The 15,853-nt window shown below is 68.0% G+C and carries 14 protein-coding genes; 6 read left to right on the top strand and 8 right to left on the bottom strand.

Annotation, left to right across the window (positions count from 1 at the left end):
- Positions 1 to 19: 19 nt before the first annotated feature.
- Together GVV77_RS07170 and GVV77_RS07165 are read right to left on the bottom strand one after the other, a co-directional pair.
- Positions 20 to 400: a hypothetical protein gene (locus tag GVV77_RS07170; protein ID WP_159617451.1), complete on the bottom strand. Its 381-nt coding sequence runs from the start codon at positions 398 to 400 to the stop codon at positions 20 to 22.
- 66 nt (positions 401 to 466) lie between these two features.
- Positions 467 to 1,018 (bottom strand): P-loop NTPase family protein, encoded by a 552-nt coding sequence (locus GVV77_RS07165; protein WP_159617450.1) that lies wholly within the window; start codon positions 1,016 to 1,018, stop codon positions 467 to 469.
- Between the two features lie 123 nt (positions 1,019 to 1,141).
- Between GVV77_RS07165 and GVV77_RS07160 the strand changes: the two genes are divergently transcribed.
- From GVV77_RS07160 to GVV77_RS07140, 5 genes are all read left to right on the top strand, one after another.
- A complete protein-coding gene (locus GVV77_RS07160; protein ID WP_159617449.1) occupies positions 1,142 to 1,660 on the top strand; it encodes a GNAT family N-acetyltransferase in 519 nt (172 codons plus the stop codon).
- 67 nt (positions 1,661 to 1,727) lie between these two features.
- The gene (locus GVV77_RS07155; RefSeq protein ID WP_159617448.1) at positions 1,728 to 2,915 is read left to right on the top strand and encodes a sensor histidine kinase; all 1,188 of its coding nucleotides are present in this window, start codon (positions 1,728 to 1,730) and stop codon (positions 2,913 to 2,915) included.
- Positions 2,916 to 2,963: 48 nt separating this feature from the next.
- Positions 2,964 to 3,692 carry a response regulator gene (locus GVV77_RS07150; protein ID WP_159617447.1) on the top strand — a complete coding sequence of 243 codons (729 nt, stop codon included), beginning with the start codon at positions 2,964 to 2,966 and terminating at the stop codon, positions 3,690 to 3,692.
- 133 nt (positions 3,693 to 3,825) lie between these two features.
- Positions 3,826 to 4,605 carry an ABC transporter ATP-binding protein gene (locus GVV77_RS07145; RefSeq protein WP_159617446.1) on the top strand — a complete coding sequence of 260 codons (780 nt, stop codon included), beginning with the start codon at positions 3,826 to 3,828 and terminating at the stop codon, positions 4,603 to 4,605.
- A gap of 1 nt (position 4,606) precedes the next feature.
- Complete coding sequence (locus GVV77_RS07140) at positions 4,607 to 7,189, top strand: FtsX-like permease family protein (RefSeq protein ID WP_159617445.1); 2,583 nt, start codon at positions 4,607 to 4,609, stop codon at positions 7,187 to 7,189.
- A gap of 107 nt (positions 7,190 to 7,296) precedes the next feature.
- On the opposite strand, the gene GVV77_RS07135 is transcribed toward GVV77_RS07140, so the two are convergent.
- The 3 genes from GVV77_RS07135 to GVV77_RS07125 form a co-directional block, all read right to left on the bottom strand.
- The gene (locus GVV77_RS07135) at positions 7,297 to 8,364 is read right to left on the bottom strand and encodes an LLM class flavin-dependent oxidoreductase (protein WP_159617444.1); all 1,068 of its coding nucleotides are present in this window, start codon (positions 8,362 to 8,364) and stop codon (positions 7,297 to 7,299) included.
- A gap of 79 nt (positions 8,365 to 8,443) precedes the next feature.
- Positions 8,444 to 9,109, bottom strand: a complete 666-nt coding sequence (locus tag GVV77_RS07130; protein WP_159617443.1) for an NADPH-dependent F420 reductase — start codon at positions 9,107 to 9,109, stop codon at positions 8,444 to 8,446.
- Positions 9,106 to 9,648 (bottom strand): MarR family winged helix-turn-helix transcriptional regulator, encoded by a 543-nt coding sequence (locus GVV77_RS07125; protein ID WP_246199683.1) that lies wholly within the window; start codon positions 9,646 to 9,648, stop codon positions 9,106 to 9,108. The genes GVV77_RS07130 and GVV77_RS07125 overlap by 4 nt, the downstream gene beginning before the upstream one ends.
- Positions 9,649 to 9,782: 134 nt before the next feature.
- Here GVV77_RS07125 and GVV77_RS07120 point away from each other — a divergent pair, with 134 nt between their 5' ends.
- Positions 9,783 to 10,835, top strand: coding sequence for an LLM class flavin-dependent oxidoreductase (locus GVV77_RS07120; RefSeq protein WP_159617442.1), 1,053 nt, complete (start codon positions 9,783 to 9,785; stop codon positions 10,833 to 10,835).
- 285 nt (positions 10,836 to 11,120) lie between these two features.
- Here the strand turns inward: GVV77_RS07120 and GVV77_RS07115 are convergent, their stop codons facing one another.
- The 3 genes from GVV77_RS07115 to GVV77_RS07105 form a co-directional block, all read right to left on the bottom strand.
- On the bottom strand, positions 11,121 to 12,734 hold the full coding sequence (locus GVV77_RS07115) for an amidohydrolase (protein WP_159617441.1): 1,614 nt from the start codon (positions 12,732 to 12,734) through the stop codon (positions 11,121 to 11,123).
- Between the two features lie 29 nt (positions 12,735 to 12,763).
- Complete coding sequence (locus tag GVV77_RS07110) at positions 12,764 to 14,155, bottom strand: APC family permease (RefSeq protein WP_246199682.1); 1,392 nt, start codon at positions 14,153 to 14,155, stop codon at positions 12,764 to 12,766.
- A gap of 94 nt (positions 14,156 to 14,249) precedes the next feature.
- Positions 14,250 to 15,644 (bottom strand): flavin monoamine oxidase family protein, encoded by a 1,395-nt coding sequence (locus GVV77_RS07105; RefSeq protein ID WP_159617440.1) that lies wholly within the window; start codon positions 15,642 to 15,644, stop codon positions 14,250 to 14,252.
- Between the last annotated feature and the right edge of the window lie 209 nt (positions 15,645 to 15,853).

Here is a 15,853-nt window from a genome sequence, read left to right as displayed (position 1 = left end):
TCCGCTCGGGCACAGGCCTTCAACCCGGCAGATCGATGAGGTAGCTCCGGATCTCAGTAACCCTGGCGGTTTTCACCGCGGATGCGAACCGCAGCACGTGGCAAAAGGCCTGCCTGCGTCCGTCGCGGAAGGTCAGGACGCCGTCGGTGCTGCCCTCCCTGCCATGGGTGAGGATCGACGTGAGCTCGATGGCGGCAACTTCGCCCTGGCCGGAAAGTCTGGCCGTCAGCTGGCTGAGTCCTTCGATCGACGCGGCGCCGGGCAGGCCCCAGCGCACCTTCTCGTCGAGGAGCCCACGAAGGTGCGGCTCCTTGACCTCGGCGAGGGCGAGGACGACGTCCCGGATGATCAGCTGACGGGGCGCATTTCCGCAGCCGGCCGGTTCAGTCACAGCAACCATTCCGGAATCCCCTCTTCCTCGCTCGATCGGTTCGAGGCTACACCGTCCATCCGACACACGGGCGCGTCACAAGCCCTGCGGATCGCGTGCGGCACGGGCGATCCATGCCTCGAGCTCCGCCGGACGCCGGAACGAGATCACGGGAGGCATCGCGGGGTCGGCCTTGATCCTTTCGAGCGCCTCCCGCTTCCGCGGGAACGCCCGGAAGTGCCACAGGATGATCGAATCCCGGGTGAAAACCCGGCGGAAGGACTCGGTGTTCCCGTTGCACACCTGTTCGCGGGCGACGCACCGGCGAATCGTCCGCCGGATCAGGCGCGACAGGGAGAGCCACCGGGGGTAATCGAGTGCCACGACGAGGTCCGCCCGTGCCAGCATAAGGTCCCGCCAGCCCGAGTAGGCGCTGTCGATGACCCAGCGCTCCTGCGCGGCAATACCGGCGGCGATCCGGCGCTGCTCCTCGGGCGGCCGGTTCTGCCAGCCCGGGAGCCACCCGAGATCGTCGTCGGCCGAATATTCGGGGAGCCGGGCGGCCGCGGCATAGGCGTGCGCGGCCGCGGACTTTCCGCTACCGGTGACCCCGTGGAAAATGACGCGCTGAGCAGTGGCACCGGGCATGGGGTCAAATGTAGCGTGCGATTCCGCAGCCGGGCAGAAGCCGCCAGTACCGGCTGCTGTGCTTCTCGGCCAAATCCCGGCGGACCGGTTTCGATCGACCGCCGCCGATGCAATGATCGGTTCATGGCCTTTCCCGTCCCGCTGCCCAGCGAGCTCCGTGACAAAAGTGTGTCCCTTCGGTCCCTGACCGACGACGATTGGCGGCTGGAATACGAGCTGAGCCGTGTGCCCGACGTGCCCGCGTGGACGTATTACCCGGCGGACATGGACGAAAATGCCGCCCGGCGCCGGATCGCCCGGACGAAGGAGCGTCACCGGGAGCGGCTCGCCGGCCGGTATGCGGTCCTCCTCGACGGCCTGGCGGTGGGAACTGCGGGGATGGCCGAGGTTGAGGGCGCCGAGCCCGAGCTCTTCTATGTCCTGTCCCCCGCCGGCCGAGGCCGGGGCGCGGCCACCGGGTCGGTGCGCCTTCTCACGCAATGGCTGTCCTCGCAGGGCTTTTCGACCGTGGCCCTGGAGACAATGGCGGGCAACACCGCCAGCGAACGCGTCGCCGAGCGCGCCGGCTTTCGAAACACGGGCTCCCATCCCGGTACGCACCGCGGCCAGGCGGTGCAGTTGAACCGCTGGCTGCGCACCTAGCGGACCGGACAATGTCCACCCTGGGTTGGATGGAGCATGGGCACCGCCGGGCCTAGAGTTGAACATCATGGACCTCCACCTCCGGCTCGCGCGCTGGGTGCGCGCGCATCCCGGCACGGTCGACGCCTGCCTCGCACTGGGACTGCTCGTGCTCCTGATCCTGCAGTTGGCGGCCCGTGGGGTGGCCGTATATCCCCTGCTCATCCCGGTGACTTGTGCCCTGGTGGCACCGCTGGCCTGGCGCCGGTCTCGGCTGCTGCTCTCGGCCGGCATCATCGCCGGGGTCTCGGTGCTGCAGCTCCTGGCCGGAATCGACCCGGTGCCGGCCCAGATCGTCATCCTCATCACCGTCTACACGCTGGCCGCCTACGCCCCACGGTGGGCGAGCCTCGGCGGGCTGGGGTTCGCCTTGCTGGGCGCCGCGGCCGGCCTGGTGCGGTATGGGGCGATCCTCGGTGTCGGCGGAGGCGGGTCGCTGTTCCTGATCTCGCTGTTCCTCTTCGAGTCGCTCATACTCCTGGCCTGGACGATGGGGGACCTTGCCCGGTCGCGGCGTCGGGCCTATCAGGCCCTTGAAGACCGCACCCGGCGCCTTGAGGTCGAGCGCCAGCAGGAACGCGACCTTGCCGCCGCCGACGAGCGCAGCCACATCGCCCGGGAGATGCACGACATCGTCGCGCACTCCCTCTCGGTGATCATCACCCAGGCCGACGGCGCCCGGTACGCCAGCGCGCAAAAGCCCGAACTCGCGGTGCAGGCGCTCGGCACCATCGCCGACACCGGGCGCGGCTCGCTCCGCGAGATGCGGCGCCTGCTCGGTGTCCTCCGCGGCGACGAAAGTGCCTCCACGCGTCCGCTGCCCACCCTCGACGACATCGATTCCCTCGTGAGGTCGGTGCGGCGGGCGGGCATCGCCGTGTCCTGCCGCCGCATCGATACACCGCGGCGGCCGCTTCCCCTCGGCGCCGAACTCACCGCCTACCGCGTGGTCCAGGAAGCGCTGACCAACGTGCTCAAGCACGCCGGGCCCCAGACCGCCGCCGAAGTCACGCTCACCTACGGCCCCCGCGGGCTCGGCATCACCGTCGACGACGACGGCCGGGGTGCGGCGGCCGACCCCGCCACCGCAGGAGCCGGGCTGGGCATCACCGGCATGAGTGAGCGGGTGCGCCTCTACGATGGCACCGTGTCCGCCGCGCCGCGCAGCGGCGGGGGCTTCCGCGTTGAGGCTTTCCTCCCCTACACCGAGACATAGGACCGTGCGCAGCGCCGGCGGATTCCCGACCACAGGAGCAGAACGTTAATGGACACCACCGCAGGAGAAGTGCCGCCCAGGCAGGCAGCCGGTTCCATCCGGGTCGCGATCGTCGACGACCAGCACCTGGTGCGCAGCGGATTCGCCATGCTGATCAACTCCCAGCCCGACCTCGAGGTGGTCGGCGAGGCCGCCGACGGGCAGGAGGCAGTTCGGACGCTCGCCGTCACCCGGGCCGACGTTGTCCTGATGGACGTGCGCATGCCCGGTATGGACGGCATCGAGGCCACCCGCCGCATCCTCGCCGAGTCCGGTACCGCTGGGAGCAGCGGCGCCGGCCCCCGCGTCGTGGTGCTGACGACGTTCGACCTCGATGAATATGCACTGTCGGCAATACATGCCGGCGCGTCCGGCTTCCTGCTGAAGGACGCGCCGCCCGAGGAGCTACTTGAGGCGATCCGGACGGTCCACCGGGGCGATGCGGTCATCGCGCCCTCGACAACGCGCCGCCTGCTTGACCATGTGGCACCGCTGCTGCGCCGGCCCTCTCCGGTCCGCGACGCCCATGCGGCCGCGGTCGCCCGGCTCACACCCCGCGAGCGGGAGGTGTTCGAACTGATCGCCCAGGGGTTGTCGAATCCGGAGATCGCCCTGAAACTGTTCCTTGCGGAAGCCACGGTGAAGACCCATGTGGGCCGCATCCTCGCGAAGCTTGAAGCGCGGGACCGGGTGCAGGCCGTCGTGATGGCCTACGAGATGGGCATCGTCCGCCCCTGATCGGGTCCGCTTCCGCCGGGGTTCCCTGCGGTGGGAACAGCGGTCCTCGTGTCATCCCCTGGTATGAGGTCCGGTCCGAAAGCTCCACCTCTGCGCTGATTCTGCCGGTGCCGGCGGCGCCTAACGTGGAACTATGACCATCGCAATGAATTCACCCGTGCCCCCTTCGGGTTCAACCTCCCCCGCCCCGACCGGCGCCGTCGCCGCCCGCGGCGTATCCAAAAGCTACGGGCGCGGCGAGACCGCCGTCCACGCCCTCCGGGACGTCTCGCTTGACTTCGAACGGGAGCGCTTCACGGCGATCATGGGCCCGTCCGGGTCGGGCAAGTCCACCCTGATGCACTGCCTGGCCGGCCTTGACAGCATCGATGCCGGACAGCTGTGGATCGGCGGGACCGAGATCACCGGCCTTCCCGACGCCGCCCTGACCCGCCTGCGCCGTGAGCGGGTGGGATTCGTGTTCCAGGCCTTCAACCTGGTGCCGACCCTGACCGCCGAGCAGAACATCACCCTGCCCGTCGCCCTCGCCGGCGGTTCCGTGGACCGGGAATGGCTGACGCAGGTCTCCTCCACGCTGGGGCTGACCGACCGGCTCGCCCACAGGCCGCACGAGCTCTCCGGCGGCCAGCAGCAGCGCGTCGCCGTCGCCCGGGCCCTGCTGACCCGCCCCGACGTCATCTTCGGTGACGAACCTACCGGCAACCTCGACACGGCCACCGGGGCGGAGGTGCTGTCCCTGCTGCGCCGCAGCTCGCGGGAGATGGGCCAGAGCATCATCATGGTGACCCATGACCCGGTCGCGGCCTCGTACGCCGACCGGGTCGTCCTCATGAAGGACGGGGCCCTCGTCGGTGACCTGGAACAGTCGAGTCCTGAGGCAATCCTCGGCGCCCTCGCGAAGCTGGGGGCCTGACGTGCTGCGGGTAGCCCTGGCGCAGGTACGCGTTCACGCCCGGCGTTTCATCGCCGTCGGCCTCGCCGTGATGCTTGGGGTGGCCTTTGTCTCCGCGGCCCTCACCGTCGGTGCCACCACCAAGGCGACCCTCGGTGCGAGCATCGGGGCTTCCTACGCCAAGGCCGACCTCGTGGTCTCCGGGCCCGAAGGGCCCGGAGTTCCACCCGCCGCCGTCGGGACCCTCGAAGCCCTCCCCGGGGTGGCGGCCGTGCACGGCTTCGAATGGGTATTTGTCCAGCTGGCCACGGGGTCCAGCACCTCGTCCGCCGCGCTCACCAGCACGGCGCCAGCTGAACTGGAAACCGCCGAGGTGACGCAGGGCTCCGCGCCGTCGGGGCCGAACGAGGTGGCCCTTGACAGCACCTCGGCCGCCCGCCTGGGGGTAACCCCAGGTGACACCGTGGCCTTCATTACCGGCGGCCCCTCCACCGACCCGGCCGGAGCCCTGACGGTGACCGGTCTGACGGCACGGAGCCCGGATCCGACCCTTTCCGACACCGTCCAGGTGCTCGCGGCGGCATCCCTGGTGCGGGCAGCCAACGGCGGCGAAACCATCGTGCGCCACGTCCAGCTGGCCGTGGCGCCGGGTGCGGATCCTGCCGCCGTGGCGGTGGCCGCCTCAGCTGCCCTCAACGACCTGCCGGCGGATCAGCGGGAAGGCGTGATCGTGCGCACGGCGGCCGAGCAGACCACGGCGGACGTTGCCTCCCTCTCGAATGGAGACGACATCCTCACGGCGATCCTGCTTGCCTTCGCCGCCGTCTCCGTCCTGGTCGCGGGGCTGGTCATCTCCAATACCTTCTCCGTGCTGGTGGCCCAGCGCACCCGGGAACTGGCGCTGCTGCGCACCATCGGCGCCGAACGCCGGCAAATCCGAAGGTCGGTCCTGGTCGAGGCCGGCGTCGTCGGGGTGGTGGCCTCCGTCCTCGGCGTGCTCCTCGCCGTCGGGGTTCTTGCGGCTCTCGTCGGCCTGGCCCGGCGCACCGACGTCGGTTCGGTCGCTGTCCTCGCTGTTCCGCCGTCGGCTGTGGTGGCCGGCCTGGTGGTGGGTGTCCTGATGACACTGCTCGCCGCCGTCGTCCCGGCGCGGGCCGCCACCCGCGTCGCTCCCCTGGCCGCGCTGCGCCCAACCGGTCCGGCGGACGCGAAGAGCAAGAGCGGCAAGGTGCGCCTGGCCGCAGGCCTTCTGGCACTCGTTGCGGGCGGAGGCCTGCTCGTGCTGGGTGCCCGGTCCGCCGGGCTGGTTCCGGCCGTGGCCGGGGGCGGGGTATCCTTCCTCGGCGTCGTACTTCTCGCACCGTTCTTCGTTCCCTTCAGCGTCGCCGCAGTCGGGCGGCTGGCCCGGCCCCTCGGAGTGGCCGGACAGCTCGCGTCCCTCAACGCCGTCCGGAATCCGGCACGGACCACCGCCTCGTCCTCGGCCCTCATCGTCGGCGTGACCCTGGTGACCATGATGATCGTCGGGGCGCAGACCGCCCGGACTTCGTTCGACGCCGAACTGGCCGAAAACTTCGCCGTCGACGTCGAGGTCTCCGGCCTCGGCGGCGCGGCCGGGGCGGCCGGCCGTCCTCCGGGCGGCACGGCGTCCACTGCCGACGCCCAAACCCTCCTGGGGGTCGAGGGCGTGAAGTCAGCGGTGGAACTGACCCCGGTGCTGCTGGCCAGCGACGAGGACGGCGGACGGCTCGTGTACGCCGCCGATCCGGAGGAGCTGGCCACTGTCCTGCGCTCCCAGGACATGGTCCTGACCGACGGGATGGTCCTGGCGCCGCAGACGCTGCCTCAGGCCGAAATCACCCTCAATACGGCGAATGGGCCCGCGACACTGCCGGTCACGGCGACGGATTCGACCTTCTTCGTACCGCTGATCACCAAGGCCACAGCGGAGCGGCTGGGCGGCACCCCGCCGGACGCCCTGGACGCATTCATCGGGGATACCGGGGAAAGCTCCAGCCAGGCTGCAGCCAACGGAACCCTCGCCGGATACCTGGGCACGACGTTCTGGCTGCAGCTCGACGACGGGCTGGACGGGCCGGCCGTGTCGAAGGTCAAGTCGCAACTCGTCGCCGCCACCGGGGTGCCCGAATACCAGGTCTCCGGATCGGCTATCGAGCGTGTCGCCTACAACGAGATCATCGATGTGATGCTGCTGATCGTGACCGCGCTACTTGCGGTGGCGGTGCTGATCGCCCTGATCGGCGTCGCCAACACGCTCTCACTGTCGGTGCTTGAGAGGCGCCGGGAGAACTCGCTGCTCCGCGCGCTCGGCCTCACGAGGGGGCAGCTGCGCGGCATGCTCGCCGTCGAGGCGGTGCTGATCGCCGGCGTCGCCGCACTGCTCGGCACAGGCCTCGGGATTGGATATGGAGTGCTCGGCGCACAGTCGGCGCTCCGCGAGCTTGCGGCCGTTCAACTGTCCCTGCCGGTCGGGCAGATCGCGGCGGTGCTCGCCGTGGCGGTCGCTGCAGGGCTCCTCGCCTCGGTGCTCCCGGCCCGCCGGGCCGCGCGGCTCTCGCCCGTGGCCGGTCTCGCGGCCGACTGAGGCCGGCCACCGGTTTACGGTCGACGCCACAGCGCCCCGGCCCTTCCTGCGGTCCTCGCCATTTGAGGACCGCATCGGAGGGCCGGAGCGGACGCCGTGGCGAAGCTTCAGGATTCGCTGCCGAGGATCTCGCGGACCAGCGGGATCACCTTGGTGCCGTACAGCTCGATGTTGTTCATCACCGAGGTGTGCGGCAGGCCCGTCATACCGAATTTGAGCTGGAACCGGGAGGCGTGGAGCACCCGAAGGTTGGCGGCGATCTTGCGGGCCACCGTCTCGGGGGAGCCGACATAGATGGCGCCGTGCGGGCCGATGTCGTGCTTGAACGATTCCGGGGTCGGGATGGCGAACCCGCGGGTCTTGCTCACGTGCTTGATCACCTCAAGGTACCGGGGCCAGAACTCTTCCTGGGCCTGCTCATCGGTCTCGGCGACATGGCCCATGGAATGCACGCCGATCGGCTGGGCCGGGCGCTCGAAGTGCTCAAGCGCCTCGAGGTAGAGGTTGGAGAACGGCTGGAAGCGGGCGGGCGAGCCGCCGATGATGGCAAGGATGAGGTTGTACCCGTGGCGGGCGGCCCGGACGACGGACTGGGGGCTTCCCCCAACGCCGATCCAGGTGGGGAACGGCTCCGCCTCGAGGTGCGGGACGACGTCCTGGTCCTTAAGCGCAGCACGGGTGGTGCCGTTCCAGGTGACGGGGCTGCCCTTGAGCAGCTGGGCGAACAGCTCCGACTTCTCCTCGAAGAGCACTTCATAGTCGCTGAGGTCGTAGCCGAAGAGCGGGAACGAATCGATGCTCGAACCGCGGCCCAGGATCACCTCGGCCCGCCCCGAGGACAGCGCGTTCAGGGTGGAGTACCGCTGGAAGACCCGGACGGGATCGTCGGAGCTCAGCACGGTCACGGCCGAGCCGAGATGGATGTCCTTGGTCCGCGCCGCAATGGCGCTCAGGACCAGGTCGCCGGCGGAGAGCGGGTAGTCGTCGGTGTGGTGCTCGCCGATGCCGAAGAAGTCAATGCCCACGGAATCCGCGAGGACGCCCTGCTCGACGATGTTGCGGACCGTCTGGGCGTGAGAATTCAGGGTTCCGTTCTCGTCGGAATGGACATCCCCAAAGGTGTCGAGTCCGAAGGTCAGGGGAAAGCCCGTCCGCAGGCTTGATGAGTCGTTCACGGTTGTTCCTTTTATCTGGGTGGAGGGTGCGGGCAGTCCCGCGGGGTGCCTTGCGGCGTTACCGCGGACAGCGTGCGGCCTACGCCGCGGTTTTCTCGGTGAGGACCTGCGCGAACTGCTCCTTGTTGAGCGAAGCGCCGAAGACCGGCCCGCCGGGTTCGAGGATCCGGCCCTCGTGGAGGCCGTCCAGCAGGACGGCGTCGTAGCCGATGTTTTCCACCAGGGCGGCGACCATCTCCACCGCCTTCCGGTCGTCCCCGGCCACTCCGAGCGCCAGCCGGTCCGCGGCGCCCGCCGGCCGGCGGTCGGCTTCGAGCTCGTGGTACCCGGCGTGGTTGAAGGATTTGACCACCCGCGCGCCGCTGAGGTGCTGCTGGACGATTTCGCTGCTGCCGTGGCGCGGGTCCTCGAACAGCTGCTGCGTGCCGTCGATGGGTGCCCAGTAGTTCATCAGGTCGACGACGACCTTGCCGGCCACCAGTGACGGATCGAAGCTACGGAACTTGTGCAGCGGGATGGCCAGGATCACGATGTCGGCGTCGGCGGCCACTTTGGCGGGCCAGTCCGCCTGCGCCCCCGGGATGAGGATCTTGGTGATGAGGGCGATCTTCGCGGGGTCTCCGGATCCGGCAATGGTGACCGGGTAGCCGGCTTCGCTGGCGACCCGGCCCATGGCGGAGCCCACGTGGCCGGCTCCGAGGACGCCGATCCGTGGGAGGCGGGAGGCGGAAGTGGTGTTGCTCATCGGGGGTCCCCCTTGGAGGAATTGGCTTCGAAATGCTGGTGGAGTGAATCGAGGATGTCGGCGAGGTTCTCAAGCTGTGACGGTGTCAGGGCGTCCGAGAAGTGCTCCTTCACCGCCTGGAGCTGCGGCACCGAGGCACGCCGGAAGGCGTCGGCTCCGGCGTCGGTGAGCTGGACGAAGGCGCCACGGTTGTCCGTCAGGCACTCTTCACGGCGCACCAGGCCCCGCTTCTCCATCCGCCCGATGTGGTGCGAGAGCCGGCTGCGCTCCCAGTTGATGGCCCCCGCCAGTTCCGAGGACCGCAGCACGCGCCGGTCGGCTTCGCTCAGCGCCAGCAGGACCTCGTAATCCTGGCCTGACAGGTTCGAGGCGCTCAGGACGGTGGCCATGCGGCGGCGGAGTTCGGCCGTCGTATCGAGGAGCCGGCGCCAGGTGGCGAGCTCGGTGCCCGTGGGGCTTCGACGGGCTGGATGGTGGCCCCGGTTATCGTTGGCGGTGCTGTGGGCGGCCATGGTGTTCCCTCCAGATTTGGTTGACATGTCTACAATAGCTCCGAGTAGTTGATATGTCAACTTCGGTCGCGTCGGCGGTCTTTATTGACATGTCTACTAAAAGGCTCCTATCCTCGCTCTAGTTGATACATCAATTACAGGCTCAAAGCGTTGGAGATGAAATGGCTAACATCCTCGGGCAGTACCCGATCGTGATCGGCGTCGACAGCTTCGGCGACGTGACAAGAGGCAGCGACGGGGAGCTGCTCAGCCAGCCCCGCAGCATCCACTCCCTGGTGCGTGAAGGTGTTGTCGCCGAGGAATCGGGTCTCGACTTTTTCGGCCTGGGCGAGCACCACGTTGAGGAAATGCCACTCTCCGCGCCCGACATCGTCCTGGCGGCCATCGCCGCCCAGACCTCCCGCATGCGGCTCGGCTCGGCCGTCACCGTCCTGAGCTCGGATGATCCGGTCCGCGTCTTCCAGCGGTATGCGACCCTCGATGCCGTCTCACAGGGGCGGGCTGAGGTGATTCTCGGCCGCGGCTCCAGCAAGGAATCCTTCCCCCTCTTCGGCTTTGACCTCGAAGACTATGACCGCCTGTTCGAGGAGAAGCTTGAGCTGTTCTCCCGGCTCCGGTCCGAGAAGCCGGTCACCTGGTCCGGCACCACCCGCCCCGCTCTGGACGGCCTCGAGGTCTTCCCGCGGACCACAGCCGGCGCCCTGCCCACCTGGATCGGAGTCGGCGGGAACCCGGCGTCGGTGGTGCGCGCGGCGCAGTACGGCTTCCCCCTGATGCTCGCCGTAATCGGCGGCAACCCGGCACGCTTCGCCAAGCTGAGCGAGCTGTATCGGCAGGCGACCGCTGAGGCGGGCTTCGGCGAACTCCCGATCGGGCTGCACTCCACCGGCCATGTCGCGGCCACCGACGAACAGGCCATCGAGGAGTACTGGCCGACGTACGAGACCTTCCAGCTGGAGGCGCGCTACGAGCGCGGCTTCCCGCCCATCACCCGGAAATTTTACGAGAAGGAGATTGCCGTCGGCTCGCTTTATGTGGGATCCCCCGAGACGGTGGCACGGCGGATTGTCCGGAGTATGAAGGCACTGGGAGTGAACCGGTTCGACCTCAAGTACGGGCTTGGTCCGATGCCTAACGACGTCCTGCTTGAAAACATCCGACTCTTCGGCACCGAGGTGGCCCCGCGGGTCCGGGAGGCTCTGGGCCGTTCCTGAGACCCGGAGTGTCGACTCCCCCGGGGCGATGCGTCAGAGGCGGCGCCGGCGGAGGTCAGGCATCAGCGGGCAGGATGATTCGGGCAGGCCGGTCAGGGGTCAGTCCGTTTCCGGGCCGGTGCAGAAAGCGCAGCCTGGAGCGCACTGCAGCGCATCCCGTGTGCCCTGCCCGCGCTCCGGGGCGGTCTCGCCCTGGCTGCGTACCGGGAGTGCCCGGGCCTCGGCGGAACGGGGTGGAGGGTGGTGGCGGGTCATGTTGCTCCTCGTGTTGCTGGGACGGCGGACCTAGAGCCCGTCGGTGAACTGCACGACACCGCCGACGACGGTGCCAAGGATTCTGCTGGCGGCGAGCGCTTCGGGCGGTGTCGCCAGGGGATCGCATTCGAACGCGGTGAAGTCTGCGCGCTTGCCCACGGTGATCGATCCGGCGACCTCGGCAAGCCCAGCGGCGCGGGCGGCATGGGTTGTGTAGCCTTCGAGCGCCTGGAGGGGTGTGAGGGCCTGGGCCGGCCCGACCGCCGCATCGAGGGGGCGGTCGTGCCGCCGCCGCAGTTGGGCGTCGGCGAGGATCGGCAGGGGCTCGAACGGCGCGATGGGCCAATCGGATCCGAGGACGAGGGTCGCTCCAACCTCCCGCAGGTCCAGGCAGCGCCACGCCTGGTCGGCCCGCCCGTCACCCAGCCGCGTCGACCAGTTGTCGCTGTGGTCGGCCCGCGTGTAGTGGGTGCAGTGGGTAGGCTGCATGCTCGCCGCCACCCCCGCGGCAGCGAAACGTCGGATCACCTCATCCGAAGCTGTTTCGATGTGCTCGATGCGGTGGATGACGGCAGGCGCCCAGGGCGGAATCGACGCGATGGTGTCCAGGGCATGGGTGATTCCGGCGTCACCGATCGCATGAGTCGCCGTCCGGATACCGCGGGACGCGAAATAGTGAACAGCTTTGGTGTAGTCGGCAGGCGCCGGCCAGAACGGCGCGGCAGATTCCCCGTTGACGTCGGGATAGGAGAGCCACGCCGTGCCGTTGTCGATGGTGCCGTCGATGAAGAACTTGACCGCGTTGACGGACCAGCGCCGGCCGCTGAGCTGCATGAGATCGGCGATCGCGCCCAGATCGGCTTCGGCGCTTCCCGGCATGCACCACGGGGCACAGTAGAGGCGGAGCGGCAGTTCATCGTCTCGTTCGAGCTCGGCCAGGAGCTCAAGGGAGTCCTTATTCAGGTCCATGACGTGCCCGGCCGTCAGGCCGGCCCGGGACAGGGCCCAAAGGAATTCCTTAAGCCGCGTCCTGCGCGTCTCGAAGTCGACTTCGGGGATGACGGAGGTGACAGCTCTGATGGCATCCCACTCAAGCAGGAGCCCGGTGGGGTTCCCCGCGTCATCGCACACGATGCCGGGGGCGGTGTCGGCCCTCCGCGGGCCGTCGATACCCGCTGCGGTCAACGCCCTGCTGCTGGCCAGGGCAGAGTGGGCGTCGAAGATCCTCACCAGGCAGGGGCGGCCGCCGAGGACGTCGTCGATCATCTTCCGGTGCAGCGGCACCGATCCGAAAACCGTGGGGTCCAACCCCCAGGCGAACACCCACTCCCCCGGCCCTTGGGCGGCTGCCTCACGGTGCAGCGCTTCCCGCAGCTGCTCGATTGTCTGCACGCTGGACAGGTCGCAGCCCCGGACGGTGTCCAGCGCCATCACCGGATGGAGGTGTCCGTCCACAAGCCCCGGGGTGAGGGTCCCGGCACCGAAATCGACGACTTCAGTGTCGGTGGACCTCCATCCGCCCGCCTCTTCCTGGCTGCCGACCGCCGTGATGATTCCGTCCCGGACGGCCACCGCCTCGACCGGCCGCATGCCGCCGTCCAGCGTGTGGACCGTCCGGGCCAGGACGATCAGGTCGGCTTTCATTGGATCCATTCCTTCATCGGGGACGGAGTTCAGGCATTGCTCGTGGCCGGGGTGACCGTTTTCTCGTCCAGGTCGACCTGAGGTGGCGGGCGCCGAAAGCCGCGTGTCAGGACGACGAGATAGGCGACCCCGACCACCAGCCAGACCGAACCGACGGCGAAGGCGGATGCCGAAAGGCTGAACCACAGCCACACCGTCAGGAGGAACCCGACGGCAGGGACCAGCCCGTACTTGAGCAGGTCGCGTCCGCTCCTCCGGCGGTGGTCGATCAGGAAGTGCTTGATGGCTCCAAGGTTCACCAGCGAGAAGGCGAACAGGGCACCGAAACTGATGACCGATGCCACCGTTCCAAGATCAAGGACGAGTGCGAGCAGGGAGACGGCGGACACGACGAGTATCGCCCCGACCGGAGAGCGGAATCGCTCGCTGACCCGGCCGAAGACGGACCTGGGAATCACACCGTCGCGCCCCATCGCGAACATAATTCGCGAAACGCTTGCCTGCGACGCCATGGCTGATCCGACGCATCCGGCGATGTAGGCGGCGAGGAAGAAGGCCGCCATGACGTTGCCGCCAAGGCTGTTCATGATTTCAACGGCGGCCGCATCGGGGTCGGTGAACTCCTGCCAGTCCGGGAAGGCAAGGTGGGCCACCCAGGAGACCAGAATGAACATCGCTCCGCCGATGAGCGTCGTCAGCAGGACGGCGCGCGGCACGGTGCGCCGCGGGTCCTTCGCTTCCTCGGACATCGTGGAAACCGCATCGAAGCCAAGGAAGGAAAGGCAGAGGATCGCCGAACCGCTCAGGATCAGGCCAAGGCGCAGGTCAGGGGAGAAGAACGGCGCAAGGAGCGACTGGCCCGTGGAGATGCTGCCGGCTGTCAGCACGATGAACACCGCAACGAAGACGATCTGCATGCCGACGAGGACCAGGTTCGCATTACGCACGACCGAGATTCCGACGATATTGAGGACGGTGACCAAAGCGATGGCCGCCACGGTGAACACCCACATCGGTATTGAGGGGAACTGGGCGTTCAGATACAGGCCGATCAGGAGGTAGTTGATGAGCGGAAGGAGGAGATAGTCGAGCATCAGCGTCCACCCGGTCACAAAACCTACGTGACCCCCGAAAATGCGCTGGGTAAAGCTGTAGGCCGATCCGGCTGAAGGTATGACCCGGACGAGGAAGGCGTAACTGAGTGCCGTGAACATCATCGCGGCGAGGGTGACGACGTACGCCGCCGGGAGGTGGCCCTCGGTGAGTGTCGTGACAAGACCGTAGGTGGTGAAGACCGTGAGCGGGACCATATAGGCCAGCCCGAAAACAACCAGCGCGGGGGTTCCCATCACCCGGCGCAGGGCCTGCTCCCGTTCCGGCGGCGCTGCGGCGCTGGATCCACGGGAATTCATTGCTTCCATGAAAACTCCTCGTTTTACCTGTCAGTCATACGTTCGATGGGCTGTCAACGGCTATCCCCGGGCTGATGGGCAGGAGGTGGCCGCCGTGCGCTGCCTAGTGGATGGTTGCAGCGCTTCGGGCGGCAAGGGCCGCGATGATCTGGGTGGCGGTGAGCTGGCCCATGCGGATCGCTCCGTCGACGTGCTGGTACCCCTCCGCAGCAAGGTCCGAGCAGGACCAGTGAATGGGCCCGACCGGGGTGAGCTGGTGGCGTCCATACCGGTGCAGGCCGCCAAGGTCATAACTGGAGGCATAGGCGCCGCGGGTCCACTCCTCCGATGCCCAGTCCGATTCGTAGTACACCTCGGGGTGAAGTGCCTGGGGGCCGAGGAAGCCTGCGATCGATTCGAGGATCCGCTGCCGGCGTTCGGTGGGCTCCAGCTCGAACATGGCGTCGGCTTTCTCGTCCGAAACGAACCCGACGAGCGTTCCGCGGCTGTCGCCGTGGTTGGTGTTGTCGTAGACCTCCTGCACGATGGATCCTGCGCTGAATCCGGTGCCCGACAGGCCGTTGTCCCGCCAGAACGGACTCGAATAGACGGCGTGCACCTTGATGACGAGGCCGAGGGACTGATGCTGGTGCATCTGGTGCTGCCGGCGAGGGAGGGCCGGCACGTACGATATCCGCGAATACAGGTTCGGCGGCACCGCTACCACGGCGTAGCGGGCCCGCACGGTGGCATTGTCCGCCTCAGCGGTCACCTCGGTTCTTCCGTCCGGATACTCCGACCAGCGCAGGGTGCGCACCGGGTTGTTGAGGAGGACGGCCCCTCCGAGCTCGGCGGCCATCCGCTCGGAGACCGACTGCATGCCGCCCACCACCCGCTTATCGAGGATGAAGTCCTCGTCCACGAGGTGGGAGAAGGATCCGGCGGATGCCGCCATGAGGACCGCCTGGAGCGCGGAGAAGGCGTGGGCGGGCTTGGTGAGCATGCCTCCGGCAATGAACAGGCCAATGTTGTTGCAGGCCTCCTCGTCGTCCGACTGTTGGCGCAGCCAGTGATGGAACGAGATGGTGTCGAGCTCACGGGCCTGCGGGTGCTCCCAGGGTGCCTTGACGTTCATCTGGCCGACGAGCCCGTCAAGGACGTCGATGAGACGCGCCATTTCGGTCTGCGTGCCGGAGGAAACCGGAAACATCTCGCCGGTATAGCGGACGGGCGTTCCGTCGGCCCCAATGTAGACCGATTCTCCCTCGCGGTAGCGGGAGTAGGTCTCCATCCCGAGTTCCTGAAGCAGCCCCAGCAGTGCCGTCTGGTCGGGTGATACCCACTGGCCCCCAACTTCGAGTGTTGCGCCCTCGATGACATCCGTGTGGGTCCGCCCACCGACCCGGTCGCGGGCCTCCAGGACCGTCACGGTATGGCCGGCCCGGTGCAGCTGGCGCGCCGCGGTGAGCCCCGAGGGCCCGGCGCCGATGACGACGACGTCGCTTGTGATGGTCTGCATGGGATTCTCCAGAGGTGAAATGACTTAGATCACAAAATGAATGGCATTCATTTACGAAGAACTGTAGAGGACCGCGGAGGGTTTGGGAAGCGGATGTTCCTGGATGACGGATTCAAGGATCGGTCGATGGGTGCTGCTCCGCCCGGCGCTTCCCGGTGGCCGGACTTGCACCGAGCGCCACTGCCCACTGGCGGTCCCTGCATCACCTA

The organism is Arthrobacter zhaoguopingii, from assembly GCF_009828605.1.
GTDB classification, from domain to species: domain Bacteria; phylum Actinomycetota; class Actinomycetes; order Actinomycetales; family Micrococcaceae; genus Arthrobacter_D; species Arthrobacter_D zhaoguopingii.
The sequence above is the reverse complement of the archived record's forward strand: the minus strand, read 5'-3'. Positions and strand labels throughout refer to the sequence as shown.

Bases quoted from the DNA above. Each gene is read 5' to 3' on its own strand.
- GVV77_RS07155 (WP_159617448.1), top strand. From the start codon at position 1,728: ATGGACCTCCACCTCCGGCTCGCGCGCTGGGTGCGCGCGCATCCCGGC.
- GVV77_RS07110 (WP_246199682.1), bottom strand. From the start codon at position 14,155: ATGGAAGCAATGAATTCCCGTGGATCCAGCGCCGCAGCGCCGCCGGAA.
- GVV77_RS07125 (WP_246199683.1), bottom strand. From the start codon at position 9,648: ATGTCAACCAAATCTGGAGGGAACACCATGGCCGCCCACAGCACCGCC.
- GVV77_RS07115 (WP_159617441.1), bottom strand. From the start codon at position 12,734: ATGAAAGCCGACCTGATCGTCCTGGCCCGGACGGTCCACACGCTGGAC.
- GVV77_RS07165 (WP_159617450.1), bottom strand. From the start codon at position 1,018: ATGCCCGGTGCCACTGCTCAGCGCGTCATTTTCCACGGGGTCACCGGT.
- GVV77_RS07120 (WP_159617442.1), top strand. From the start codon at position 9,783: ATGGCTAACATCCTCGGGCAGTACCCGATCGTGATCGGCGTCGACAGC.
- GVV77_RS07105 (WP_159617440.1), bottom strand. From the start codon at position 15,644: ATGCAGACCATCACAAGCGACGTCGTCGTCATCGGCGCCGGGCCCTCG.
- GVV77_RS07160 (WP_159617449.1), top strand. From the start codon at position 1,142: ATGGCCTTTCCCGTCCCGCTGCCCAGCGAGCTCCGTGACAAAAGTGTG.
- GVV77_RS07170 (WP_159617451.1), bottom strand. From the start codon at position 400: ATGGTTGCTGTGACTGAACCGGCCGGCTGCGGAAATGCGCCCCGTCAG.
- GVV77_RS07145 (WP_159617446.1), top strand. From the start codon at position 3,826: ATGACCATCGCAATGAATTCACCCGTGCCCCCTTCGGGTTCAACCTCC.
- GVV77_RS07150 (WP_159617447.1), top strand. From the start codon at position 2,964: ATGGACACCACCGCAGGAGAAGTGCCGCCCAGGCAGGCAGCCGGTTCC.
- GVV77_RS07130 (WP_159617443.1), bottom strand. From the start codon at position 9,109: ATGAGCAACACCACTTCCGCCTCCCGCCTCCCACGGATCGGCGTCCTC.